The 23,533-nt window shown below is 64.2% G+C and carries 21 protein-coding genes and 1 pseudogene; 16 read left to right on the top strand and 6 right to left on the bottom strand.

Annotation, left to right across the window (positions count from 1 at the left end; translation table 11 throughout):
- Positions 1 to 206: 206 nt before the first annotated feature.
- The 7 genes from rplU (at position 207) to CKO42_RS06750 (ending at position 4,904) form a co-directional block, all read left to right on the top strand.
- Positions 207 to 521, top strand: coding sequence for a 50S ribosomal protein L21 (gene rplU, locus CKO42_RS06780; protein WP_200240948.1), 315 nt, complete (start codon positions 207 to 209; stop codon positions 519 to 521).
- A gap of 41 nt (positions 522 to 562) precedes the next feature.
- On the top strand, positions 563 to 832 hold the full coding sequence (gene rpmA / locus CKO42_RS06775; protein ID WP_200240946.1) for a 50S ribosomal protein L27: 270 nt from the start codon (positions 563 to 565) through the stop codon (positions 830 to 832).
- Entirely contained in the window at positions 829 to 1,968 is a 1,140-nt protein-coding gene (gene cgtA, locus CKO42_RS06770; RefSeq protein ID WP_200240944.1) for an Obg family GTPase CgtA, read from the top strand. Before rpmA ends, cgtA begins: the two co-directional genes overlap by 4 nt.
- A 68-nt stretch (positions 1,969 to 2,036) precedes the next feature.
- Complete coding sequence (gene proB / locus CKO42_RS06765; protein ID WP_200240942.1) at positions 2,037 to 3,158, top strand: glutamate 5-kinase; 1,122 nt, start codon at positions 2,037 to 2,039, stop codon at positions 3,156 to 3,158.
- A gap of 123 nt (positions 3,159 to 3,281) precedes the next feature.
- On the top strand, positions 3,282 to 3,932 hold the full coding sequence (locus CKO42_RS06760; protein ID WP_242479176.1) for a protein-L-isoaspartate O-methyltransferase family protein: 651 nt from the start codon (positions 3,282 to 3,284) through the stop codon (positions 3,930 to 3,932).
- Between the two features lie 30 nt (positions 3,933 to 3,962).
- Positions 3,963 to 4,295: a rhodanese-like domain-containing protein gene (locus CKO42_RS06755; protein ID WP_200240938.1), complete on the top strand. Its 333-nt coding sequence runs from the start codon at positions 3,963 to 3,965 to the stop codon at positions 4,293 to 4,295.
- Positions 4,296 to 4,310: 15 nt separating this feature from the next.
- Complete coding sequence (locus CKO42_RS06750; RefSeq protein WP_200240935.1) at positions 4,311 to 4,904, top strand: isochorismatase family protein; 594 nt, start codon at positions 4,311 to 4,313, stop codon at positions 4,902 to 4,904.
- Between the two features lie 194 nt (positions 4,905 to 5,098).
- On the opposite strand, the gene waaA is transcribed toward CKO42_RS06750, so the two are convergent.
- The 5 genes and pseudogenes from waaA to CKO42_RS28450 form a co-directional block, all read right to left on the bottom strand.
- Positions 5,099 to 6,382, bottom strand: coding sequence for a lipid IV(A) 3-deoxy-D-manno-octulosonic acid transferase (gene waaA, locus CKO42_RS06745; RefSeq protein ID WP_200240933.1), 1,284 nt, complete (start codon positions 6,380 to 6,382; stop codon positions 5,099 to 5,101).
- Positions 6,375 to 7,559: a glycosyltransferase gene (locus CKO42_RS06740; protein ID WP_200240930.1), complete on the bottom strand. Its 1,185-nt coding sequence runs from the start codon at positions 7,557 to 7,559 to the stop codon at positions 6,375 to 6,377. Before CKO42_RS06740 ends, waaA begins: the two co-directional genes overlap by 8 nt.
- Positions 7,552 to 8,646 (bottom strand): glycosyltransferase, encoded by a 1,095-nt coding sequence (locus tag CKO42_RS06735; RefSeq protein ID WP_200240927.1) that lies wholly within the window; start codon positions 8,644 to 8,646, stop codon positions 7,552 to 7,554. The genes CKO42_RS06740 and CKO42_RS06735 overlap by 8 nt, the downstream gene beginning before the upstream one ends.
- Positions 8,643 to 9,917 (bottom strand): glycosyltransferase family 9 protein, encoded by a 1,275-nt coding sequence (locus tag CKO42_RS28455; protein WP_420844275.1) that lies wholly within the window; start codon positions 9,915 to 9,917, stop codon positions 8,643 to 8,645. Before CKO42_RS28455 ends, CKO42_RS06735 begins: the two co-directional genes overlap by 4 nt.
- A 573-nt stretch (positions 9,918 to 10,490) precedes the next feature.
- A pseudogene (locus CKO42_RS28450) lies at positions 10,491 to 10,826 on the bottom strand (O-antigen ligase family protein); the annotation flags it as partial.
- A 781-nt stretch (positions 10,827 to 11,607) separates the two neighbouring features.
- On the opposite strand from CKO42_RS28450, the gene CKO42_RS06725 reads away from it, so the two are divergent.
- The 3 genes from CKO42_RS06725 (at position 11,608) to CKO42_RS06715 (ending at position 15,910) form a co-directional block, all read left to right on the top strand.
- Positions 11,608 to 12,828 (top strand): glycosyltransferase, encoded by a 1,221-nt coding sequence (locus tag CKO42_RS06725; protein ID WP_200240922.1) that lies wholly within the window; start codon positions 11,608 to 11,610, stop codon positions 12,826 to 12,828.
- A gap of 111 nt (positions 12,829 to 12,939) precedes the next feature.
- Entirely contained in the window at positions 12,940 to 14,769 is a 1,830-nt protein-coding gene (asnB, locus tag CKO42_RS06720; protein ID WP_200240920.1) for an asparagine synthase (glutamine-hydrolyzing), read from the top strand.
- Positions 14,762 to 15,910, top strand: coding sequence for a glycosyltransferase (locus tag CKO42_RS06715; RefSeq protein WP_200240918.1), 1,149 nt, complete (start codon positions 14,762 to 14,764; stop codon positions 15,908 to 15,910). Before asnB ends, CKO42_RS06715 begins: the two co-directional genes overlap by 8 nt.
- Here CKO42_RS06715 and CKO42_RS06710 read toward each other — a convergent pair.
- Complete coding sequence (locus tag CKO42_RS06710) at positions 15,872 to 16,996, bottom strand: SGNH/GDSL hydrolase family protein (RefSeq protein ID WP_200240915.1); 1,125 nt, start codon at positions 16,994 to 16,996, stop codon at positions 15,872 to 15,874. The genes CKO42_RS06715 and CKO42_RS06710 overlap by 39 nt on opposite strands.
- 236 nt (positions 16,997 to 17,232) lie before the next feature.
- On the opposite strand from CKO42_RS06710, the gene CKO42_RS06705 reads away from it, so the two are divergent.
- From CKO42_RS06705 to CKO42_RS06680, 6 genes are all read left to right on the top strand, one after another.
- Positions 17,233 to 19,077 (top strand): carbamoyltransferase family protein, encoded by a 1,845-nt coding sequence (locus CKO42_RS06705; protein WP_200240913.1) that lies wholly within the window; start codon positions 17,233 to 17,235, stop codon positions 19,075 to 19,077.
- A gap of 23 nt (positions 19,078 to 19,100) precedes the next feature.
- Positions 19,101 to 19,505, top strand: a complete 405-nt coding sequence (locus CKO42_RS06700; RefSeq protein WP_200240910.1) for an SxtJ family membrane protein — start codon at positions 19,101 to 19,103, stop codon at positions 19,503 to 19,505.
- 65 nt (positions 19,506 to 19,570) lie between these two features.
- On the top strand, positions 19,571 to 19,723 hold the full coding sequence (locus tag CKO42_RS06695) for a DUF5989 family protein (protein WP_200240908.1): 153 nt from the start codon (positions 19,571 to 19,573) through the stop codon (positions 19,721 to 19,723).
- 28 nt (positions 19,724 to 19,751) lie between these two features.
- Entirely contained in the window at positions 19,752 to 20,657 is a 906-nt protein-coding gene (locus CKO42_RS06690) for a phosphatase PAP2 family protein (RefSeq protein ID WP_242479175.1), read from the top strand.
- A gap of 104 nt (positions 20,658 to 20,761) precedes the next feature.
- Entirely contained in the window at positions 20,762 to 21,427 is a 666-nt protein-coding gene (locus tag CKO42_RS06685; protein WP_200240906.1) for a hypothetical protein, read from the top strand.
- A gap of 187 nt (positions 21,428 to 21,614) precedes the next feature.
- Positions 21,615 to 23,444 (top strand): glycosyltransferase family 39 protein, encoded by a 1,830-nt coding sequence (locus tag CKO42_RS06680; RefSeq protein WP_242479174.1) that lies wholly within the window; start codon positions 21,615 to 21,617, stop codon positions 23,442 to 23,444.
- Positions 23,445 to 23,533: the final 89 nt, after the last annotated feature.

The raw sequence follows: 23,533 nt of genomic DNA, 5'->3' as shown, positions 1-23,533 counted from the left end.
GTGACCGGCAGCGCAGGCCGATGTTTTGTCGGCGGCACAGCGCATCCGACCTTAATCATGCCTTTGACGCCCAGCGATCGCGGGGGCATACTAGGGGGTCTTGTGCGATCGAGGGATTGTTCAGCGGAGGTCGCTCAACGACTGTACCGCAGCTCCCACCTCGCTCGGTGAAAATACTTCTATTTTCGAGGCATCTCGACCCCGTTATGTACGCAATCATCGAAACCGGCGGTAAACAGTACCGCGTCGCCGAGGGCGATCTCGTGACCGTCGAGAAGCTCGACGCCAGTCAAGGCTCGACGTTGGACATCCCGCGCGTGCTGATGCTCGCTGACGGCGACTCTGTTCAGGTTGGCAAGCCTTACCTGGACGGCGCTAAGGTCACGGCTGAAGTCGCCGCTCACGGCAAGCATGACAAGGTCCACATCGTCAAGTTCAAGCGCCGTAAGCACCACCTGAAGCGGCAGGGCCATCGCCAGCTGTTCACCCAGCTCAAGATCACCGGCATCAGCAACGGCTGACCGATCCATTAGGATTCGGCAGCGCGACGGAGACCACTACAATGGCACATAAAAAGGCAGGCGGCAGTTCTCGTAACGGCCGCGATTCAGAGTCGAAACGACTGGGTGTGAAGCGCTTCGGCGGTCAAACCGTCTCGGCCGGTAGCATCATCGTTCGCCAGCGCGGCACCCGCTTTCACGGCGGCGTCAATGTCGGCTGCGGCCGCGACCATACCCTATTCGCTTTGAAAGACGGCGTGGTGCGGTTCGAGATCAAGGGTCCGCGCAACCGCAAATTCGTCAGCATCGAGCCGATCGAAGCCAGTGCGTGAAATTCGTCGATGAGGCTCAGATCCGGGTCGAGGCAGGCGACGGCGGCAATGGCTGCGTCAGCTTTCGGCGCGAGCGCTTCATCCCGAAAGGCGGCCCCGATGGCGGCGATGGCGGCAACGGCGGCAGTATCTACCTGGTCGGCGATCCGGGGCTAAATACCCTGGTCGATTTTCGCCATTCGCGTCGCCACCGCGCTGAGCGTGGCCGGAACGGAATGGGCCAGAATCGAACGGGCCGCGGTGGTGAAGACAAACTGATCCAGGTGCCGCTCGGCACCCGCGTGCTGGATGCTGAGACCGATGAACTGATCGGGGAGGTGCTCACCGCCGACCAGCAACTGCTGGTGGCGCAAGGCGGCTTCCATGGCATCGGCAACGCTCGCTACAAATCGAGCACCAACCGGGCCCCGCGCCAGTCCAAACCCGGCACCCCGGGCGAGCGGCGCAGCTTGAAGCTGGAGCTGATCCTGCTCGCCGACGTTGGCCTCGTTGGACTCCCGAATGCGGGCAAGTCGAGTCTGATCCGCCAGGTCTCCAGTGCGCGGCCCCGGGTCGCCGACTACCCGTTCACGACCCTATATCCAAACCTCGGCGTCGTCAGTTTGGGTCCGCGACAGAGCTTCGTGATCGCCGACATCCCCGGTCTGATTGCCGGCGCTGCCGATGGCGCCGGGCTCGGCACGCGCTTCCTGAAGCATTTGAGCCGAACGCGACTGCTGCTGCACCTGGTCGACATCGCGCCATTCGAAGGCAGCCCCGCCCCGCTCGAGCAGGCTCGGATCATCATGCATGAGCTTAGCGCGCACGGCGAGGAGCTGGCGACAAAAGAGCGCTGGCTGGTGCTCAACAAGGCTGACTTGCTGGAGCCCGAACTGGCGACCAAGGTGCAACACAGGCTCATCGACGATCTCAACTGGACGGGCCCAGTATTCATCATCTCGGCCGTCACGGGGACGGGCACTGATGCACTGGTCGGCGCCGTGATGCAGCGGCTCAACGCGCTGCAGCATCCATTCGAGCCACCACCAGAGGCCGAGTCCGCATCACAGACCCAACTCAGCTCATCTGAGGCTAGCGACGACACGAACACCGAGACCAGCACCAACGAGCAATCAACCTGGCACCCCCTCGACTGACCAGCCACCCTCCAAGCTCCAAATCTCCAAGCTTCACCCTTCAAACGTCACCCCCCCTCGCCACTCAAATGTTCAACCGCGAGCGGATTCCGCAGACCCGGCGCTGGGTCGTCAAGATCGGCAGTGCGCTGCTGACGCGCGACGGCGCTGGCCTGGATATCGACGTCCTCGAGCCCTGGGTCGCCCAGCTCAGCGCGCGTCGGCTTGCCGGCCATGATCTGGTTCTGGTCTCGTCTGGCGCCGTCGCCCAAGGCATGGCACGCATGGGCTGGCTACAGCGACCACGCGCGCTACACGAGCTGCAGGCGGCCGCGGCGATTGGTCAGATGGGGCTGATCCGCGCCTGGGAGACCTGCTTCGCGCGGCGCGGCCTACATACCGCGCAGGTGCTTCTCACCCGCGACGATCTCGCCAACCGCGAGCGCTATCTCAACGCCCGCAGCACCTTGCGCACGCTGCTCTCGCTTGGCGTGGTGCCGGTGATCAATGAGAACGACACCGTCGCGACTGACGAGCTGCGTTTCGGCGACAACGACACGCTCGCCGCGCTGGTCGCAAACCTGATCGAGGCCGAGCTACTGGTGCTGCTGACCGATCAGGACGGCCTGTTCGACGCCGACCCGCGCAAGCATCCAGATGCCCACCTGATCGCCGAGACCCGCATCAACGATAATCGCCTCGATCAGGTCGCCGGTGGCAGCGGCGGCCTCGGCAGCGGCGGCATGGTGACCAAGGTGCGCGCGGCCAGGCTCGCCGCCCGCTCTGGCTGTGCCACCATCATCGCCCCCGGACGCGGTGAAGACTGCCTCAGCCAGCTCGGCAAGGGCGCGCCGATCGGCACCCTGCTCACCCCGGTACAAGAGCCGCAAGCGGCGCGCAAGCAATGGCTGGCCGGCCATCTACGCGTCAGCGGTCGCCTCGTGCTCGATGCCGGCGCCGCACGGGCACTATGCGAGCAGGGGCGCAGCCTGCTCGCGGTCGGCGTCAAGGCCGTGCGCGGTCAGTTCAAGCGCGGCGAGGTGGTTGCCTGCGTGGACGAGCACGGCCGCGAGATCGCGCGCGGACTGGTCAACTATGATGTGCAAGACACCTTGCGCATCAAGGGCCACCCCAGCTCGGCCTTCGTCGGCATCCTCGGCTATATCAATGACGAGGAGCTGATCCACCGCGATAATCTGGTGCTGATTTAGCGCTCGCGCGTCACCCGCACGCTTGCCACCCCAGACCAAATTCCATACCCTTCGTCGGTGCTTATGCCGAGCTCTGGCCCAACCACCGACCCCAGATGAGGACCCCAGCGGATGCAACCGACCATGGATCGCGCACGTTTCAACATGATCGAGCAACAGGTGCGACCTTGGGATGTGCTCAATCAGCGCGTACTGACGGTGATGCGCAACCTGCCGCGTGAGGCGTTCGTCCCCGACGCCTACCGCGGGCTCGCCTACGCCGATATCGAGATCCCGCTCGGCCAGCGCACAAGCATGCTGGCACCCAAAGTCGTCGGGCGCATGCTCCAAGCGCTGGAGGTGCAACCGCACGAGAGCGTCTTTGAGATCGGCACCGGCACAGGGTACGGCACTGCCTGCCTGGCCCACCTTGGCGAACAGGTCTTCAGCATCGAGATCGACCCGGACCTGGCCGAGGGCGCCCGCGTTCGTCTTAACGCCATGGGCCTGTCGCAGGTCGAGGTGCATACTGCCGATGCCTTCGCTGGACAGGTCCAGGGCGGGCCGTTCGACGTCATCGCCGTCACCGGATCTGTCCCCACCGCTGAGCCTTTAGCCGCTCTTGAGCAGCTGCTGACGGATGGTGGCCGGCTGTTCATCGTCGTCGGCGAGCAGCCGCTGATGGAAGCCATGCGCATCACCCGCATCGGCAACGATTTCCGCCGCGAGAGCCTGTTCGAGACCAGTATCGCGTCGCTGGAGAACGCCCCACTGCCAGAACGCTTTGCATTCTGAGCTGACACCAATCGAGCAAGAGCCCAGCGTATGGACCAAATAACCCCCCAAGCGCTCAAACAGATCCTTGACGGCAGCGGCAAGATCGACGACCAGCGGCCGCTCCTGCTGGATGTCCGTGAGCCCTGGGAGCATGCCATCTGCCGCATCCCGGGCAGCGAGCTCTTACCCATGCGCCAAGTGCCAGCCAACGCCGGCCAGCTTGACCAGGAGCGCCCCGTGGTCGTCATCTGTCATCACGGCATTCGCTCGCAACAGGTTGCTCGCTTCCTCGAACACCAAGGCCTGAAGCGCGTCATCAACCTGCGCGGTGGGGTCGCCGCCTGGGCCAGCGACATCGACCCCGAGATGCCGACCTACTAAACCGAGGAGATTGCCATGAGCATCCATCAGGCTCCGATGCCGCTGTGTCAGGCCGCGTTCGCGCAACTGCTGATCATCGACGCCCAGGAGCGGCTCGCCGCAGCCATGCCAGAAGACCTGCTCGAGCGCACGGTGACCAATATCAACCGCCTGATCAGCGCAGCCAAGATCCTCGAGATCCCGATCATCTCGACCGAGCAAAATCCGCAGGGTCTTGGCAAGACCATCACTGCGGTGCGCGAGCAGATGCCAGAGACCGCGATGCCCACCGAGAAGACCTGCTTCTCCTGCTGCACCGCCCCCGGCTTCGAGCGCGCGCTCACCGAGCAGCCGCAACGCAAGCAGGTCGTCCTGGTCGGCATGGAGGCTCATATCTGTATCCTTCAGACCGCCTCAGGCCTGCAGCGTTGGGGCTACCAGGTCTTCATCGCCGCTGACGCGATCTGCTCGCGGCACCCCGGCAAGGCCGAGAATGCCCTAGAGCGCATGCGCCATTCCGGCATCCAGGTCAGCAACACCGAGTCGGTTGCATTCGAATGGCTCAGCGACTCCCAACACCAGCAGTTCAGAGCCGTCTCACGCCTCTTCAAAGAGCCGCGCAATCCCTAGGCTGAAAGGATAGGAAAGACAAGGACAGGAAAGCCCGAGCAGCGCCGGAGCCTAGTCGCCCCAGCACGGACAGGCTCAGGAATACGGCCAAAGCAAGACGCCAAAGCAAGAAGAGCAAAAAACAGCCAAAGCAAGACGCGCTCAACCAAAGCGAAAGCCACAACAGACGCCGATCGAATCGCCGGCTAGGCGCATCAAGCAGTCGGCTTGATGTGGCCGAGCTCGGAGTCGAGTAGCGCCAGCAGGCGCTGCAGCGCACCGCAGTTACGTGCGACGAAGGCAGCGCCGTTCTCTCCGATCCGGGCACGCTCAGCGGCATCGCCAAGCCAGGCCTCGAGCAGCGGGGCCAAGGCTTGCGCGTCTTTCACCTGCACCGCACCCTCCTCGGCCACCAGGAGCCGAGTGATCTCGGCAAAGTTGAAGCAGTGTGGGCCAATCGCGACGGGGACGGCTAATGCCGCCGCCTCCAACAGGTTGTGACCGCCGATCGGCACCAGGCTCCCACCGATAAAGGCCACATCCGCGGCCGCCAAGAACAGCGGCAGCTCGCCCATGCTATCGGCCAGATAGACCGAGCAGGCAGCATCGCAACCGCAACCATCACTGCGACGCACCATCGTCATGCCCTCACGATGCACCAAGGCCGCAACCCGATCGAAACGCTCTGGATGGCGCGGCACCAAGACCAGCAAGGCCTCCGCGAACGACTGCCGCAGCCGGCGCTGCACCGCCAGCAGCGGCTCCTCCTCGCCCTCATGGGTGCTAGCGGCGACCCAAACCGGACGGTTGACACCCCAACCACGGCGCAGAACCTCGGCGCGGTCACGCAGGCTCGCCGGTAAACGCACGTCGAACTTGATGCTGCCCGTCACCTGCACCCGATCCGCCGCCGCGCCGAGCTGAATAAAACGCTCGGCATCGGGTTGGCTCTGCGCTGCGATACGCGCAAAGCGACCGAGGGTCTGCGCGGTGAATGGGCCAACGCGGGCATAACCTCGCGCCGAGCGCGGTGACATCCGTGCATTCGCGAGGATGACCGGGATCGCGCGCTCAGCGCAGACCGCAAGCAGGTTCGGCCAGATCTCGGTTTCGACCACCATCACCAACCGAGGCCGGGTCCGGTTCAAGAATCGGCGCATGATCCAGGGCAGGTCATAGGGCGTAAAGACATGTTGGGCCCGCTCACCGAACAAGGCGTGCAGCCGTCGCGCGCCGGTCGGTGTCGTCGTACTGACCAACAGCGCCATCGCCGGCTCGCGGCCGAGCAGCTCGCGAATCAGCGGCTGCATCGCCTGCACCTCACCTACCGAAACCGCGTGAATCCAAATGTCGACGGGACGCAACGGCCGACGCCAAAGCCCGATGCGCTCGGGCCAGCGCTCCAGGTAAGCCGGATTCCGATAACCGCGCCAGAACAGGCGCAGCAACACCAGCGGCAGCAAGAGCAAGAGCAGGAATGAGTAAAGGCGATTAGCCATCGGCGAGATCGACATAGAGCTCCCAGTACTGCTGCATGATCGCAGCACGCGAGAATTCTTGTTCGACGCGCTCTGCGCCGCGCTCGACCAACGCCTCCGCCAACAAGGGCTCCTCCAGCAATTGCTGAATACCTTGCGCCAACGCCGGCCCATCGGCGCAAGGCACGCACCAAGCATCCTCCCCATGGCGGACGATCTCGCGCGCCCCGCGGAATGATGCCGTCACCAATGGCAGCCGCCAGGCCCAGGCCTCGAGGATCACATTTCCCATGGGCTCGGCATCGAGTGATGGAAACACCACGAGATCGGCGAGCTGGAGATAGGGCGCTGGCTCTGGGCGCCAACCAAGCCAAAGGATGCGATCCATGATCCCGAGCGCCTGTGCCTGCTGGTGCAAATCCTCCCGCAAAGGTCCATCGCCGAGCATCAACAGGCGCCAGCGCCGACCGCCAAGCTCGACAGGCAAGCGCGCAAGCGCATCGAGAAGATATCGATGCCCCTTGAAGGTAACGAACCGACCCATGCAGATCAACAGTTGCTCATCTGGGCTTAAGCCGAGCGTTCGGCGCAAATCCTGACTGTCGCTTTGAAGGCGCGGTGGCGGATCGACGAAATTGTAGAGATGAAAAACGCGTTCGGCCGGCAGACCCTGCTGCACCATCCAGTCACAGAGCTGGCGCGTGTTGCCGATCCAGGCATCGGCATGACGATACGGAGACAGCTCATAGTAGCCGCCAAGTCGTGTCAGATGCAGCGGCCTAGCCGATCCAGCCAAGCCAGTGCGTCGCGGCAGGTCCGTCAAGCGCGTCAAGCGCGTCGCACGGCCCATGTAGGTCTGCACGATCGCGGGCTGGAGGCGTTTCACCAGCTGATCGATCGCACCGCGCGACAAGGGGTCCCAAACCGTTCGGAACGGCAGCCGATGACAGGGTAGCTGTGCACCGATCCCCTCCGCGCGCGCCTTGTCCAGGCCACTACCGGCGCGGATACCGATCGCGGCCGGCGCGCCGCGATCGGCCAGCGCATCGCAAAAGCGCTGAAACCAACGCTCGGCGCCGCCAAGCCCCTTACTCCCAATCAGCTGCAAGCTGGATGGCCACTGAGCCTCTGGCTGAGCGGTAGCGCCAGCATGGCCGGCAGCCTCCGACCCTGGGCGTGATCTTTCGCTGTCATTCATGACGGAGCCTCCCAAGCAGTTCGCGATAGACCCAAAGGTTACCCTCAACCATGGCCTCCACGCAGAAATCGCGTCGAACCCGCTCTGCGCCAGCTCGACCGAGCCGCTCGCGCAGCTGTGGGTCAGACAGCAGTGCCCGTATCGCCTGCTCTAGTGCGACCACATCGCCGGGCGGCGTCAGCATACCGGTGACACCGTCCTCAACCGCCTCCGGAATACCACCCACCCGACTGGCAATGATCGGCACCCCAGCCGCGGCCGCCTGCAAGAGCGAGACACCAAGCCCCTCCATCAACGCCGGATGCACCAATAGCGCCAGACAGGGCAGCAGTTCCGGCAGATCATCGCGGAAGCCGGTCAGATGGACTCGCCCGCGCAGTCCGGCGGCGCCGATCTGCTGTTCGAGCGCAGCCGCCAGCGGACCCTGACCAAAGAACAGCACCTGCAGCCGCGGCTGCTCGGCGAGCAACCTCGGCAGCGCCTCTAACAGCAAACCGTGCCCCTTGCGCTCGATCAACTGCGCGACGACACCGACTAGCAACGCGTCTTCCGGCAGTCCGAGGCGTTGGCTGATCAGCTGCACGCGGCAGGGCTGCGCATATCGCTCCGCTGGCACCGCACTGCGCACCAAGCGCAGCTTGGCTGCCGGCAGGCCTTCGGCGAGCAGCACGCGCTCGATGCCTTCGGAGATCGCGATCACCCGATCGTGAAGTCGGTACTTGGTCGCCACCAGCAGCCTCGGCTCGGGATTGTCGACGCGGCGCGTATGCAGCACCGGAACGCCAGCCAGACGTGCGGCGATACCGCCCATCAGATCGGCACCGATGCGACTGTGAAGGTGAACGAGGTCCGGCCGCGTCTGGCGAATCACGCGATACAGGCGGCCGATCATCAGCACATCGAGATCGCCGCCCATCGGCATCTCGCGGACCTGAGCGAAGGGTGCGGCGCGGGTCGCGAGTTCGCAGCCGCGGCGGCAGGCCAGATGATTGTCGACACCGCGCGCTGACAGCCCCTCCAGCAGGTAGAGCAACTGCAGTGCACCGCCGTACAGGTGCGCCCCACCCTCGACATGCAACACCCTCATGCCTGGTCCGCTGGCAAGTCTGCCAGGTCGAGCAGCTCGGCGAGCGCCGCCATGACCTCATCGACCTGAATCTCGCGCATACAGGTGAAGGCGCCGTCACAGGTCGGCCGCCGTCGACAGGGTGAGCAGGGCAGCGGGTGATAGAGCACACGCGCGGTTGCGCTGCCGGTCTCGGTATAGGGACAGGTCGAGCCAAACAGCAGCAGGGTCGGCCGATCAAAAGCGATACCCATGTGGCTGAGTCCGGTATCGACGCCAACCAGCAAGCGCGCGCGCCGGATCAGCGCAGCAGCAGCGAGCAGGCTGGTCTTGCCAACCAGGCTCAGCAGCGGTCGAGGGTTGTTTGCGCTGGCCGACCCAGCAGGTCCAACGCCGGCTCGCCGATCATTGGGCGCTGTCCTGAGGCTGGTTGCAACACCCGATTCAACGGCCGTTTTGTGCCCCGTCTCCACGCCCTTCTCTGCCACCGGATCCGCGCCCTGTGCAGCCTTGTTTTCAGCGCTCGTTTCAGCCTCAGCGGGCCTGCCGGCTCCAGCCAGGATCGACTGCGCAGCCTCGAGGTCGGCCGGCCCTCCCAGCATCAGTGTCGGCAGCCCAAAGCGCGTCTGAATCTGTCTCGCGAGCCTGCTCCAGCGCGCATCAAACCAATGCTTCTGCGCACGCGTCGTGAACGGACAGATGACGGCATAACCGGCGCTCAAGCCAGACTGAGCGATCAGCGCCTCGGCCTCAGCCTCGGCCGCGCTACCCGGATAGACCCGCAGCCGGAAGTCATCGGTTGGCCAGCCCAGACTGGATGCCAGGTGTCGATACTCGGAGCTGACCCGGGCGCCATCGTTACCACGCCCTAGGGCACGCGTCATCAGCCATTGCCCACCCTCGCGCGAGCCGAGTCCGATCCGCTCCCGCGCGCCACTCCAGAACACCGGCAGCGCACTCTTCAACAACCCCTGCAGATCAATCGCCAGATCGAAGCGACGCGCACGCAGCGCTTTCACCGCGACACCAACCTCCCCCATCAGACGAAACAGACGCCGTTGTCGCCAAAGGCGGCGCCACCGCGGCATTGGCCACTCGATCACCTCGTCAAGATCAGGATGCTGCGCGAGCAGCGGCGCACACTCCGGCTGCACCAGCCAGGCCAGATGCGCCCGCGGATAGGCGCGCCTTGCGCTCGCAATCAACGGCGAGGCAAACACGATGTCGCCGATCGCGCTTAGCCGGACGAGCAGGATACGCGGCGCTTCAGCCCCCGACCTAGATCGGCCCACAGCTTTAGGCGGCGTTTGAACCTCCGAACTCGATCCGTCCACAGCTTTACGCGGCGCTTCAGCCTGGCTGCCAGACGGCGCAGTGTCGACGGCCAGCTCGCCGCGCCGGTACAACGCTATGCTCAGCACAGCACCGGCAAGCAGCCCCCAATAGCCGCGAAAATCCTGGTGCACCATGCGGAAGTTGAACAGACTCCAGACCGCCAAATACGACAATGAGAGGATCAGAAATAGGCCCAAATCCCGACTCAGCCTTCCACTCCGAACCCCGTCGTAGAGCGTCCAAACCATCAGCATGGCAATCAGCATCCAGAGCCCGAAGCCGACTAGGCCCAATTGCGCCAGTAGCTCCAAGTAGCTGTTGTGGAGATGCTTGAGCACACCATCGTCGGGATGCCAAATGCCTTCCGCAGCGGCGGCCAGCCTCTCGTCCACAACAGTCTGCATGCCACCACGAATGGCTTCCATGCGCTCAGCCTCAGCCAATGCCCCCGTAGAGAGTGCGTCCATTTCGTTCTCAACAGCCCTCGCAGCGACGCTGGCGACCATCAGCGAATAGCTGGTACCAGATCCCCAGCCGAGCCAGGGCCGTTCGCGCCAGAGCGCTAGGCCAAAGCGCTGGGCATGCCAACGCAATGTCAACGAGGTGATCTGATCAGCGGGTGTCTCGCCCCGCAGCAGTTGCTCGGCGACCGCTTGCTCCTCATTCAGACGCTCGCCGATCTTGCTCGCGTTCAATCCAATCAACAATAGGATCGCAGCCGCGACCACCAGCAACTGCAGGCGTGGAATCCGACCGTCATAGCGCCATGGCCCGCGCAGCCATAACCCCACCCCGAGAAGCGCCACCAGGATCAATCCAAGCCAGCTACCACGGGACTGGGTCAGTACCACGGCTTCAGCCAGCATGGCCAGGGCCACTAACCATAACGCCAGGGCCCACCAGCGTCGCCGGCCATCCGTTCGATACCAGCAGCGCCGACGCAGTACCAACAGGCCGATCAAGGCTGTTCCTGCGTAGAGGGCATAAGCCAGCGCCGGAAAACCGAAGCCTGGTCGCGAATCGAAGAATGCCTCGGTATCGCCGAGCAATAGCGCCCCATCAAGTCGCCACAAGGTGCCGAGCACCAGGCCGATCAGGGCCAGCAACAACAAGCGCAGCACGAGCCGCTCCTCGCCGCGCAGCGCATAGGCAATCGGCACCACGACAACGAGCTGTGACCAACTAAACGCTGCCTCCCAACCTGAAGCGAGGTCAGCACTCGCAACGCGCAGTAAAAGCGGCTGCAGCAGCGCATAAAGCGCAAACGCGAGCATCAGCCAAACCAGTCCATGGCGCGGCAGTGGGGGCTGGGGGCGACTCAGCAACAGCACCAGGAACCAAACCCAGATCAGCAACAGCCCAGCCGAGACACCAGCCGGTGCCATAAAGAGGCTGAGGGACAGTCCATAGAGGCTGAATAGGCGCAGGCCCTCTAGCAGGCTGTTCCCGGGCGAGGCGTTTGCAGTGGTCACGTAGACAAACAACAGCGGTTGAAAGGTTCAACACTGTACTATAACCGGCCTGCATCACTGACCATCTCTTCAGGAAGATGCGCCCAAGCCCGGAAACAAGCGCAGGATTCCAGGCAGCTCGCGCCTCCCTTTGAAGGACGATGTTTCTCGTGCAAGACTGAAGAAGGCACCGAGCATGACCGATAACAGGGCATTCCCGTCTCCGAGTGCGAGCGCAAGCGAGCCTCGACCACGACTCGCGATGATTGGTTTCCTCAAGGGCAGTGGCGGTATCGGGCGCGTGATGACAACGCTGATGGAGGCGCTGCTCGAGCGGGGCATCGAGATCGATCTGTTGCTACCGAGTCCCACACATCCCGACCTGAGCGAGCTTAGGGGCGAGGTCGCGTGTTTCGTCATCGATCTCGAGCAACTCAAGCAGGCCGAGGTCCAGCTGCTCGATTATCTGCACCAGCGCCGACCAGACGCCATCCTCAGCAATCGCGACCGAAGTCATCGCCTCCTGATGCAACGCAAGCTGACCGGAGAGCGACCCTTCACCGCTTTTCGCATTGGCACCAATATTCCGGAACGGCTCAAGCGCAACAGTCCCTGGACAGCGGCCTGGAATGGCTGGCGACTCACTACACTCTATCGCCAAGCCGATCTGCTGATCGGCAACTCTTCCGGGGTCAGTGCCGCCTTGCAACGCATGCTGAGCCGGGGGTCGAGACAGCGCCAGCCATCGCCGCGCATCGAAACCATCCTGAATCCAGTCGACAACGAGACCATCGCCCGCTTGGCCAGCGAGCCGATTTTGCACCCCTGGCTCAAACAAAAGCCCGGGCCGATCATCGTCAGTGTAGGGCGGCTGGTGCGCGCCAAGCATTTCGGCCTGTTGCTGCGCGCCTTTGCATTGCTGCCACCGGCACTCGATGCCCGCCTGATGATCTGTGGTCAGGGCGGTCAGCAGGACCGGCTTCAGGCGCTGGCAACGCGGCTCGGGATTGCGGATCGGATCGAATTGCTGGGTTATCAGCCAAACCCCTTTCGTTATGTTGCCGCTGCCGACCTGTTCGTCTGCTCATCGCTGTTCGAGGGCTCGAGTAATGCGCTGATCGAGGCCCTCGCCCTCGGCACGCCCTGTGTTTCGACCGACTGCCCGAGCGGCGCGCGCGATATTCTCGACGATGGCCGGCTCGGCCCCTTGGTGCCGATTGATGACCCGGTTGCCTTGGCTGAAGCGATGCGTTCGGTGCTCGAGAAGCCGCTGCCGGCCGAGCAGCTGCGCGCCGGTGCCGGGCGCTTCGATCCGCACCACAGCGCCGCGCGTTATGCAGAGGTGCTCGGGCTCAGCGCTGCAAGGCCGGAGATGAGCGTTCCCGAGTTAGGAATCGGCGAGCCTAGGGCGGACTAATTACCGGCTCTCAACGAATCTGTCACAACCGATCGTAGTTGCTGTCGGCCTGCCTTGTCCGAGCGCCGGCAGCACTGATTGTTTTCCGCCCCCTCGCCTCGGAATCTGCCTATGTGCGGCATCGCCGGATTCATCTTGAAACACGGCCGCAAGCCAGAACGAGCGGTGCTCGACGCCATGGCCGAACAATTGGCGCATCGCGGTCCAGATGACCAGGGCGTGCACATCCAGGGCGCCGTCGGGCTGGTGCAGACGCGACTGTCCATCATCGGGCTGAGCAGCGGGCATCAGCCGATGGTCTCCAGCGACGGCCGGCTCAGCCTCGCGGCCAACGGCGAGGTCTACAACTACCTCGAGCTGAACGAGGCGTTGCGCCGGCTCGGTCACCACCCCTCCTCGAGCTCAGACTCCGAATCCATCCTGCTCGCCTATGCAGCATACGGCGACGGCTGCCTCGAGCGTCTACGAGGGATGTATGCCTTTGCCCTCTACGACGCCGCCCAGCGCCGCCTGCTGCTGGTCCGCGACCGCCTGGGCATCAAGCCCCTGTTCTACCTGCAGCTCCCCGATCGCATCGCCTTTGCTTCCGAGATCAAGGCGCTCTTGCCGTTGCTTGGCCACCAACCCCAGGTCCAGCCTCAGGCGCTCGCGCAGTTTCTCTTGCAGCAGTTCAGCAGTGGTGAGGAGACCCTTGTCGCTGGGATTCGCCGCGTGCTGCCGGGCGAAATGCTGGTAATCGACGCCGATCTGCGGATTCGCCGGCATCGGTATTGGTCGCCGTTGCAGATCGCCCCGAGTAGCCTGAACGAAGATGAAGCCCTGCAGCAGTTGGACAGCCTACTGACCGAAGGGATGCGCGAGCACATGCGCGCCGACGTGCCCTTCGGACTCTTTCTCTCCGGGGGGCTTGACTCGGCGGTGCTCGCCTGTCAGCTGCAGGCGCTTGGGGCCGGACGCATCCAGAGCTTTTCGGTCGGTTATCGCGGCACGGCGATGGCGCACGAGCTCGATGAGGCGCAACGGGTTGCCGACTGGTTCGGCTTCGAGCACAGCGCCCTCGAGCTTGAGCTGGATCAGGTGTTTGCCCGCATCCCGCACAGTGTCTGGGCGGCAGACGAGTTGATGCGTGACTACGCCTGCCTGCCCACATCGATCCTGGCCGAGACGGCCGCACAGGATCTCAAGGTGGTTTTCTCCGGCGAGGGCGGCGATGAGATCTTTGCCGGTTACCGTCGCTACCGCCCAACGCGACTGGAGCGTTGGGGAAAATCCCTCCTCCACCCCGGCAGCGGCGGCTTTCGCAGCCGTCCGCAATGGTCGCGGACCTGGATGCAACGCCTGTTCGGGCCGACGCTGAGCCATGCCGCAGCTCACGCCCGCCAGCCGTTCATCGATGCCTGGCAGTCGACCCCGCGGAACTGGTCCGACCTGCAACGTCGGCAACAGACCGACCTGGTCACCGCGCTGCCGGATAACCTACTGGTCAAGACCGATCGCATGCTGATGGCCTTTGGGCTGGAGGGTCGCGTGCCCTTCCTCGACCATCGCCTGGTCGAGTTTGGGTTGGCGTTGCCAGACCCGCTCAAGGTGCGCGGCCGAACCGGCAAAGTGCTGCTGCGCCAATGGGCTCAGCCGCGTTTGCCACCGGGGCATCTCGAGCGGCCGAAACGCGGCTTTCATGTCCCGGTTGGCGACTGGCTCAGCGGCCCGATGGCGGCACGCATTGGCGACCTGCTGATGCGCAACCAGGGCGTTCGTGAGTGGTTTCGGAGCGAGGCCATTGCGGATCTGGTGGCGGCACGACAAGCCCATCGCGGCGGCAGTCGGGAGCTGTTCGGCCTGATGCAGTTCGCGATCTGGCACCGACTCTTCATCGACCAGCCGGGCCAAGTCCCGCAGCCCGATGAAGACCCGCTGGACTGGATCGCCTCCGATGGCTGAGCCACGCATTGCCTTCTTTTTTTCCACCTCCGGCCACAGCGGCGTCGACCGGGTGGCCAAGAACCTGCTGCCCGCGATCGCCCGACGCGGCTATCCGGTCGATCTGCTCAAGGTGTGTGGGCATGGACCAGAACTGAACACGGCTGATCCCCACACAGCCGCCCCCGGTATCCGCATCCTCGATCTCGGTCATCGGCAAACCTATGCCTGCTTGCCAAGTCTGGTGCGCTACCTGCGTCGCGAGCGACCTGCCGCGTTATTGTCGGACAAGGACCGTGTCAACCGGACCGCCTTGCTGGCGCGTGCCCTGGCCGGCGTCGAGACGCGTTTGCTGTTGCGCTTGGGGACGACGCTGTCGGTTGATCTCGCCAGCCGTGGTCGCTGGGAACGCTGGTTGCAACGGACCTCGATCGGCAAGCTGTACCCGTTCGCCGACCAAGTCATCACGCCCAGCAGGGGTGCCGCGGACGATATCGCGCGTTACACCGGCCTAGCTCGATCGCTGATCCAAGTGGCGCCTTCGCCAGTGGTGCCAGAGTCGCTGTTCGACGCAACCCTGCCCCCGCCGGCGCATCCCTGGTTCCAGGATGCGGACTGGCCCCTGATCCTCGGGGCCGGTGAGCTCTGCGGTCGCAAAGACTTCGAGACGCTGTTGCGGGGCTTTGCCCTGCTGCGCGCGCAGCGTCAATGCCGGCTCATGATCATCGGTCGTGGTCGAGGCCGTGAGCGGCTGCTCGCGCTCGCGCGGGAGCTCGGCGTTGCCGAAGATTTCACCCTGCCGGGCTTCATCCCTGAGCCCTATGCTTACCTGGCTAACGCGGATCTCTTTGCCTTTACATCGCGTTGGGAAGGGTTGGGATTTGTGCTCATCGAGGCGCTCGCGCTTGGCACGCCCGTGGTGTCGACGGACTGCCCGAGCGGTCCAAGCGAGATCCTCCAAGCGGGACAGTATGGGCCGCTGGTGCCGGTCGGGGACCACCAAGCCTTGGCTGCGGCCATGGCGAGCACCCTCGCCGCGCCGTTGCCAACCGCGACACTCAAACAAGCGGCCCGCGGTTACGAGATCGAAGCCGCGACCGAAGCCTACTTGTCCGCCATGAGACTACCGCCCTGGGGAACTGGCCTCGGCCAGATCTGCTAGCGTCCCGGCCTCAAGACAGCGCTCGATCGCCTCGCACAGCAGCTGATGACCGCGCGGCGTGTAGTGCACGCTATCGCGCACCAGGAACAGCGCATCGAGATCCGGCTGGCGGGCGAAGTCATCGTACGGATCGCAGTAGTCCAGGTCGCGGGCCGCGAGCAGGGCCCGCACCTGTTGGCGCGGACCATCGAAGGTCGCGGGATCGCTGAGCGCGTTCAACTCGGGGAACAACAGGATGCCGAGCGGCAGACCACGCTGTTCGATCAGGTCGGTGAATTGATCCAGGCGGGTGGCGAAACGCTCGCGGTTCTCGTCCTGCTGCCAGGCCTCGACCACAGTGCGCATCCAGGTGGTGTGATAGGCCTCGCGCTCATCAGCACTGAGCAGTGCATAGCGGAGGCGGGTATCGAGCTCATCGAGGAAGCGCGCCGCATAGGTGCGGCCAATGCGCGCTTGGATGCGCGCGATCCACTCCGGCTTGTGCCAACCTTCGGCCTGGCGCCGCGCGCGTCGCGCCGGACCCACGCTCTGCATCGGCGCGAAGTCGTTGAGCGTGATCCCGAGCAGCACCGCATCGGGCTCGGCACCGAGGAAATCCAGCTCGGCGAGCTTGACGTAATGGCCGAAGCTGTACGCATGCACGCCGAGATTGAGCACCCGCCAGTCCAGTGACTGCATGGACGAGGCTACTGACTGCCCGGCAGACGCCGCACGGGCTGTCACAGGCTCGTTGAGACAGCTCGTGAAACGCTCATCGGCCTCGACACCAGGGCCGAGCACCACGGAATCACCCAACACGGCGACCCGCAGGCCCTCACCCGACCGATGCGCGAAATCGGCGTCGCGAAAGCCCTGGGGATTGGTCTCGATCAGGATGTGCTGATAGGCCGTGCCCTTGAACCGCGCAGAGAAATTAGGCTGGTAATGGTAGCCAAGCTCAGCATGCGGCTGCTCGAGCCCGGTTGGATAGCCATAGCCGCTGATCGGCCGGCTGACGACGAACTGATAGAAGACAAAGCCCGCCAGCTGCAAGAGCAGAAAGACGAACAACAGCCAAACGAACCCCAGCAATAGACGACGCACCATGCCCATTCCTCAGCGCGAAACAGCCGCGCTGCGTTCCGCGTCCTACGTTCATAGCATTCATTTCATCGCATACATTCTGCAAGCAACCGGCTCAAGGCGCGAGCCGATCAGCGAGCCGATCAGCGGTCAGTCAGGTCAGCCGATCCGACAGGTCAGACCATCAGAACTTCGTTATACTCCGCCGGCTAACGCGGCACCCGCCGCGCGAACCTTGTGCAGACGCGTTTGCGGTTCTCATGGCGGTCAACATCCTCGGCATTTCGGCATTTTATCACGACAGCGCGGCCGCTCTGGTGCGCGACGGCGAGGTGCTGGCGGCTGCCCAGCAGGAACGCTTCTCGCGCAAGAAGCACGATGCCGCCTTCCCAGCCGAGGCCATCCGCTACTGCTTGGACGAGGCCGGCATCGCGCTGGCCGAGCTGGATCAAGTCGTCTTCTACGACAAGCCGCTGATCAAGTTCGAGCGTCTGCTCGAGACCTACCTCTCCTATGCGCCGCGTGGGCTGCGCTCGTTTATCACCGCGATGCCGATCTGGCTCAAGGAGAAGCTGTTCCTGAAGGATCTGCTGAAGCAGGAGCTGGCCAAGCTCGGTGCGGTGCCGGTCGCGCAACTGCCGCCGCTGCTATTCACCCAGCACCACCAATCGCATGCCGCCTCAGCCTTCTTCCCGAGCCCGTTCGAGCGTGCGGCGGTGCTTTGCCTGGATGGCGTCGGCGAGTGGGCGACCACCAGCGCCTGGCTCGGCGAGGGCAACTGGCTCAGCCCGCAGTGGGAGATCCAGTTTCCACACTCGCTCGGCCTGCTCTATTCGGCCTTCACCTATTTCGCTGGCTTTAAGGTCAACTCCGGCGAGTACAAGCTGATGGGCCTAGCGCCCTATGGCGAGCCGCGTTATGTCGACCTGATCCTGGAGCATCTGATCGCGCTCAAGGACGACGGCAGCTTCCGCATGGATATGCGCTATTTTAACTATGCCAACGGGCTGACCATGACCAGCCGTGCCTTCGAGCGGCTGTTCGGCGGCCCGCCGCGCAAGCCCGAGTCGCCGGTGACCCAGCGCGAGATGGACTTGGCACGGTCGATTCAGGTGGTGACCGAGGAGGTGGTGCTGCGGCTCGCGCGCAGCCTGCATCGTGAGCTGGGCGTCGATCGGCTCTGCCTGGCTGGCGGCGTGGCGCTGAACTGCGTCGCCAATGGCCGCCTGCAACGCGAAGGGCCGTTCAAGGAGATCTGGATTCAGCCGGCGGCTGGTGATGCGGGTGGCGCGCTCGGCGCCGCGCTCTCAGTCTGGCATGAGTATCTGGATCAGCCGCGCACGGGTGCCAAGACAGACCGGATGCGGGGTGCCTATCTCGGCCCGCGCTTCACCAATACCGAGATCCAGACCTTCCTTGATGACGCCGAGGTTCCGTACCAGCGTATCGACGATGAGGCGCTGATGCTACGACTGGCGGAGCTGCTCGACGCCGGCCAGATCATCGGCTGGTTCCAGGGGCGGATGGAGTTCGGCCCACGCGCGCTTGGCGGACGCTCGATCATCGGCGACCCGCGCAATCCGCGCATGCAGTCGGTGATGAACCTGAAGATCAAGTACCGCGAGTCGTTTCGCCCGTTCGCGCCAGCGGTGCTCGCCGAGCAGGTCGGTGACTGGTTCGAGCAGTCGGAGCCCAGCCCCTACATGCTGATCGTCGCCCCGGTGGCGGAGTCGAAGCGTATCAGGATGACCGAGGCGGAGCAGCAGCTATTCGGGGTCGATAAGCTGCATATCGCCCGCTCCGAGGTCCCGGCCATCACCCATGTCGACTACTCGGCGCGGCTGCAGACGGTGCACCACGAGACCAACCCGCGCTTCCACCGGCTGATCTCAGCCTTTGCCGAACGCACCGGCTGTCCGCTGCTGGTCAACACCTCATTCAATGTCCGTGGCGAGCCCATCGTCGGCTCACCCGAGGACGCCTATCGCTGCTTTATGCGCACTGAGATGGACACTCTGGTGCTCGAGAACTGCCTGCTGACCAAGTCCGAGCAACCCGCGCGGGAGCAAGACCTGAGTTGGCAGCAGACCTTCGAGCTGGACTAAAGCACCGAGCCTATCGCCACCCCATGCACCCGATACCCGAACTCGACCGCGCCGGACTGCGCAGCTTCGCGCTGACCACGGCAACGATCATCGCCCTGCTCTTTGGGCTGTTGCTGCCCTGGCTGCTCAGCCTTGGCTGGCCGATCTGGCCCTGGCCGCTGGCTGCGGTGCTCGCGCTCTGGGGCTTGACGGCGCCGCGCAGTCTGCGCCCGATCTATCGCGGCTGGATGCGCTTCGGCCTGATCATGAGTCGGATCACGACGCCGCTGATTCTGGGTCTGGTGTTCTTTCTGCTGTTCGTGCCGGTCGGCGCGGTGATGCGCCTGTTTCGTCATGATCCGATGCGCCGCCGACTGCAACCCGAGGCCGAGAGCTACCGCGAACCGAGCCAGCCGATTGCGCCCGCTTCATTCGAACGACCCTACTGACGCAAGGTCAGCGCACGATCTGTGAACGATCTGCGCACGACCTGACCAACGAGAGACTGCTACCGATGCTCGACCTGCTCAAAGACCTCTGGGGCTTCATGCGTGAGCGCAAGAAGTTCTGGCTCGCGCCGATTATCGTCGTCATGCTGCTGCTCGGGGCACTGATCGTGCTCGCCCAAGGCTCGGCAGTCGCGCCGTTCATCTACACCCTGTTCTGAACGCCTGAAAGCAAACCCCATCGCATCCATGAGTGCCCCGCCGCTGCTTGCCGTCTCGATCCTGTTCTTCGCGCTGGCCGATCTTTGGCTCGCATTTCCGCAGATCGATCTCGCCGTCGCAGGCCTGTTCTGGACCCCGGAGGGTGGCTTCGCCGCGCGCGGTGCCTTCTGGGAACAATTCATGTATGGCTCGATCGATGAGGTCTTGGTGATCGTTGGCTTAGGCCTGATCGGTGCTTGGGCGATTGGGCGCCGGCATGCATCGGCGGCAAGCAGCGCCCAGAGCGGCATTGACGCGCCCGAGGCCAAGGCCATGCGTGTTGTCCTCACGCGCCGCGGCGATCTCCGCCTCGCCAAACCCAGCAAAAGCACTGCCGTGTGGCGCATCAGCGGGCGCCAACTGGGCTTCCTGCTGCTGTTACTCGCGCTCGTGCCAGGGCTGATCGTCAATCAAGTCTTCAAGGAGCATTGGGGGCGAGCACGCCCAATCCAGCTCGAGCCGTTCGGCGGCCACCGGACCTTCACGCCGGCCTTCGTCGTCTCCGACCAGAACGGCGGTAGCTTTTCCTCTGGTCATGTCGCGGCCGCCGCATGGCTGGTCGCGGTACCGGTGGTGCTGTTCGGGGTCAGCTCCATCTGGACCGGCGTGGCCCTGCTCTATCTGCTGGCCATGGTGCTCGCACGGATGGCCGCGGGCGCCCATTTCCTCAGCGATACGTTGACCTCGATCTTGCTGGTCTGGCTGGGTTTTCTCATTCTGCAACGCCTGCTCCCGTTGGAGCCGCCAGGCACGTCAGTCCTCGGCTCAGACCCAGGCTCAAGCTCAGACTCAGACTCAGACTCAGGCTCAGGCGCAGTCTCAGACCGCAACGCCCGAGCAGAGCCCCTGCTTCAGCGTCAGGCCAAGGCGCCCGCGAAGCAGGCACGCCGATGAACCCATGCGCAGATTGCCAAGGTCGCCGTCAGCAGAGACCCCAAGCAGGTCGGGGCCTTGCTGCGCGACTCCTGATTGGCCTGATCGGCCTGTCCGCTCTGCTTGTGGGCTGTCAGACTCAGCCCATCGCCGAGTCTGGGCCGGGGCTTAACCCGAGCCAACTGCAAGCGCTGGTTGCCGCTAGCAACTGGGAAGGCATCGCCGCCGCTAGCATCCAGTGCAAAGAGGCCAGCGACCTCTGCGCCGAAGCACACGCCATCCATGCCGATGCCTGCTTGCGCCTCGCGATCCAACTCCCGGCCGATGCATCCGCGACCGGAGGACGGACGCGCAAGCTCCTCGACAAGGCCGAGTCCAGCTATCGCAAGGCCCTCGACCTGCAACCTTCAAGCGAGTCGCCAAGAATCGCCTCCTACCATGGCGGGCTCTTACTCACACTCAGCGAGCGGCGCAATCGGCTCGACGCCTCAGTGCGCGAGAAGAAGCTCGACCGCGAGAATCAAAAGCTGATAACCGCCGCCGAAGAGGCGCGCGCGCGGGTGCCAGATAGTGCTCTGGGCTTCATCTACGGCGCCTCGGCGTTGGTCTACCACGCGCTGCTGAAAGAGTCCGGCAGCGACCGTTGCCAAGGACTCGCGCAGGCCGCGACGATGCTCAAGCACTCACCCAAGCCACCAGACGAACTGGTCGACGAGCAGCAGCGGCTGCAGGCGCTGATCCAACGCAGCCAGCGCGAGAGCGATTGCGTGCCGTCTCGGCAGCGCTCATGAGGCGCTTATGAGCCGCTCCAGCCAAGCACAGCAGCGTCCCAGTCCTAGTCCTAGTCCTAGTCCGAGTCTGAGTCCGAGCCCGGGGAAAAATCCTAGCTCGAGTCAAACGCCTAGCCCAAGCTCTAGCTCGAACTCAAGCACGGGCAGAAACCCGACCCAGATCGATCCCTCTCAACGGGGCATGGGCATGGGTACAGGCATCGCTTGGGTGCTGCTGCTGATCCTCGGCGTCACCGCCTGGCGGCTGCTGGTCGCCGACTCGCTGCCGGTCACGCGCGATGAGGCCTACTATTTCAACTGGGCGCGCCAGCTAGCCTGGGGCTACTTTGATCATCCACCGGGGGTCGCCCTGGTCGGCGTCGGCACCTGGCTCGCCCCGGGCTCTGCCCTGGCCGCTCGGCTCGGCGCAGTCGCCTTGGGTGGCTTGTCGCTGTTGGTACTCTGGCGACTCTATCGCGCCAGTGGCCTGAGCTCGGGCAATGGCTTGCTTCTAGCGCTCATCCTCTCCGTCGCCAGCATCCCAGGGCTTGTCGCAGGGGTCATCACGACGCCGGATACGGTGCTGATGCTGTGCTGGCCTCTCGCTTTGCACGAAGCCCTCCGTGCGCTCCAAGGCCAGCGCAAGCGCTGGCTCACGGCGGGTCTCGCGACCGGGCTCGGGCTGCTCGGCAAATACAGCATGGTGATGATCGGCCCGGTCTTCCTCTGGGCGCTGCTGCGCGCTGACCCGCGCGCGCTGCGCACGCCTTGGCCCTATCTCGGCGGCCTGGTCGCGCTGCTTGTCTTCGCGCCGAACCTGGTTTGGAACGCACAGAATGACTGGCTGACCCTCAGGTTCCAGTTCGGGCACGGTTTTTCCACCGATAGCGGTTCGATCCGGCTAGCAGCAGACGCCCTACCCACCGTCACTGGCGCGCATGCCTATACGCATGAGCCGTCATCGGAGTCGATGGACTGGGGCGAGCGGCTCTCCAGCCTCGGTGGCTATCTCAGCGAGCAACTGTTGTTCTGGGGGCTACTGCTGGTGCCGATCGCTATCGCTCTTTGGCGCGTTGGTCGACGCTCTTACCTGCTCGCTGGTCAGCGCCCAGCTGGTCAGCGCCCAGCTGGTCAGCACTCAACTGGTCAGCACTCAGATGAGAGCCCTGGGCAGCGCACTCATCAGCACTCAGATAAATACTCAGGGTGGCATCGCTGGTGGCGCTTTGCGCGGAACCTGAATGGACGCTTTGCGCGGAACCTTGGTCGGCGCTTTGCGGGTATCACACCCGAGCACAATCAAACGACCAGCGTGCGAGCGACCAGCATAATCGACCCGGCCGCTGTTTCGCTGCTGGGCGCAGCGGCTTTGGTGCCCTTGGGACTGTTCGCGCTGGTCGCGCTCGGCAGCGAGGTCGAGGCGAACTGGGCGGCGCCCTATCTGATCGGCGCCGCACCTTTCGTCGCGCTGCTGCTGCGAGGCTCGGCTGGTCGCGGATTGGGTATTGACGGCTGGGCGATCATCGCCGCCGCCGGCAACCTGGTGCTGATCAGCATTTATGTGCTGCACGCAGTCACCGCCTTCCCGCCCTTGCCCGATGCGGCCGGGCGGGCACTGCACGAGACCCGCGGCTTCGAGAAATTGGCTGACTACAGTGCACGCTTAACCGAACCCGTGGTCGCGGATCGCTACCAGTTCGCGGCGATGCTGAACTTCTATCAGCCCCAACTCGCAGTCAGCCAATGGCCCGGCATCACCCGACCATCGGAGTATGGACGCGGACGGATCGCGCCGTTGCCAGACCCGCAAGTCCTACAGCAGACCAGCTTCTGGCTGCTAGCACGCAAGTTCTCCGCGCCCGAGATCGCAGGCTTCGAAGCGGTCGAGATCCGCAGTCTCTACAGTTGCCCCGATGGTCGCTTCACCGCCGTCGATGGCGCCGCAGCTTGGGAGGCCGGCGGCTGCGATGATCCGGCCAATGTTTGGCGGCTGTATCGCTATCGTTCTGAAGCAGCACCCGGAGTGGAAGCGCCATGAACGGCAAGCACCGTAAGACACCGACGGCACTCTTCGCCATCCTGGTCACTGGAAACCCGTGACTGATGCTAGTCAAACTGGAAGCAACA

It is taken from the genome of Lamprobacter modestohalophilus, assembly GCF_016583905.1.
GTDB lineage: Bacteria > Pseudomonadota > Gammaproteobacteria > Chromatiales > Chromatiaceae > Lamprobacter > Lamprobacter modestohalophilus.
Note: the sequence above shows the minus strand (reverse complement) of the source record. Positions and strands in the feature narration are given on the sequence as shown.

What these genes read in the sequence shown, in the direction of transcription:
- CKO42_RS06740 (WP_200240930.1), bottom strand. Translation starts at nt 7,559, where the DNA reads ATGAATGACAGCGAAAGATCACGCCCAGGGTCGGAGGCTGCCGGCCAT.
- CKO42_RS06690 (WP_242479175.1), top strand. Translation starts at nt 19,752, where the DNA reads ATGAGTGCCCCGCCGCTGCTTGCCGTCTCGATCCTGTTCTTCGCGCTG.
- asnB (WP_200240920.1), top strand. Translation starts at nt 12,940, where the DNA reads ATGTGCGGCATCGCCGGATTCATCTTGAAACACGGCCGCAAGCCAGAA.
- CKO42_RS06715 (WP_200240918.1), top strand. Translation starts at nt 14,762, where the DNA reads ATGGCTGAGCCACGCATTGCCTTCTTTTTTTCCACCTCCGGCCACAGC.
- CKO42_RS06725 (WP_200240922.1), top strand. Translation starts at nt 11,608, where the DNA reads ATGACCGATAACAGGGCATTCCCGTCTCCGAGTGCGAGCGCAAGCGAG.
- CKO42_RS06680 (WP_242479174.1), top strand. Translation starts at nt 21,615, where the DNA reads ATGGGTACAGGCATCGCTTGGGTGCTGCTGCTGATCCTCGGCGTCACC.
- rpmA (WP_200240946.1), top strand. Translation starts at nt 563, where the DNA reads ATGGCACATAAAAAGGCAGGCGGCAGTTCTCGTAACGGCCGCGATTCA.
- CKO42_RS06750 (WP_200240935.1), top strand. Translation starts at nt 4,311, where the DNA reads ATGAGCATCCATCAGGCTCCGATGCCGCTGTGTCAGGCCGCGTTCGCG.
- CKO42_RS06695 (WP_200240908.1), top strand. Translation starts at nt 19,571, where the DNA reads ATGCTCGACCTGCTCAAAGACCTCTGGGGCTTCATGCGTGAGCGCAAG.
- CKO42_RS06760 (WP_242479176.1), top strand. Translation starts at nt 3,282, where the DNA reads ATGGATCGCGCACGTTTCAACATGATCGAGCAACAGGTGCGACCTTGG.
- CKO42_RS06710 (WP_200240915.1), bottom strand. Translation starts at nt 16,996, where the DNA reads ATGGTGCGTCGTCTATTGCTGGGGTTCGTTTGGCTGTTGTTCGTCTTT.
- proB (WP_200240942.1), top strand. Translation starts at nt 2,037, where the DNA reads ATGTTCAACCGCGAGCGGATTCCGCAGACCCGGCGCTGGGTCGTCAAG.
- CKO42_RS06735 (WP_200240927.1), bottom strand. Translation starts at nt 8,646, where the DNA reads ATGAGGGTGTTGCATGTCGAGGGTGGGGCGCACCTGTACGGCGGTGCA.
- CKO42_RS06755 (WP_200240938.1), top strand. Translation starts at nt 3,963, where the DNA reads ATGGACCAAATAACCCCCCAAGCGCTCAAACAGATCCTTGACGGCAGC.
- rplU (WP_200240948.1), top strand. Translation starts at nt 207, where the DNA reads ATGTACGCAATCATCGAAACCGGCGGTAAACAGTACCGCGTCGCCGAG.
- CKO42_RS06700 (WP_200240910.1), top strand. Translation starts at nt 19,101, where the DNA reads ATGCACCCGATACCCGAACTCGACCGCGCCGGACTGCGCAGCTTCGCG.
- CKO42_RS06705 (WP_200240913.1), top strand. Translation starts at nt 17,233, where the DNA reads ATGGCGGTCAACATCCTCGGCATTTCGGCATTTTATCACGACAGCGCG.
- waaA (WP_200240933.1), bottom strand. Translation starts at nt 6,382, where the DNA reads ATGGCTAATCGCCTTTACTCATTCCTGCTCTTGCTCTTGCTGCCGCTG.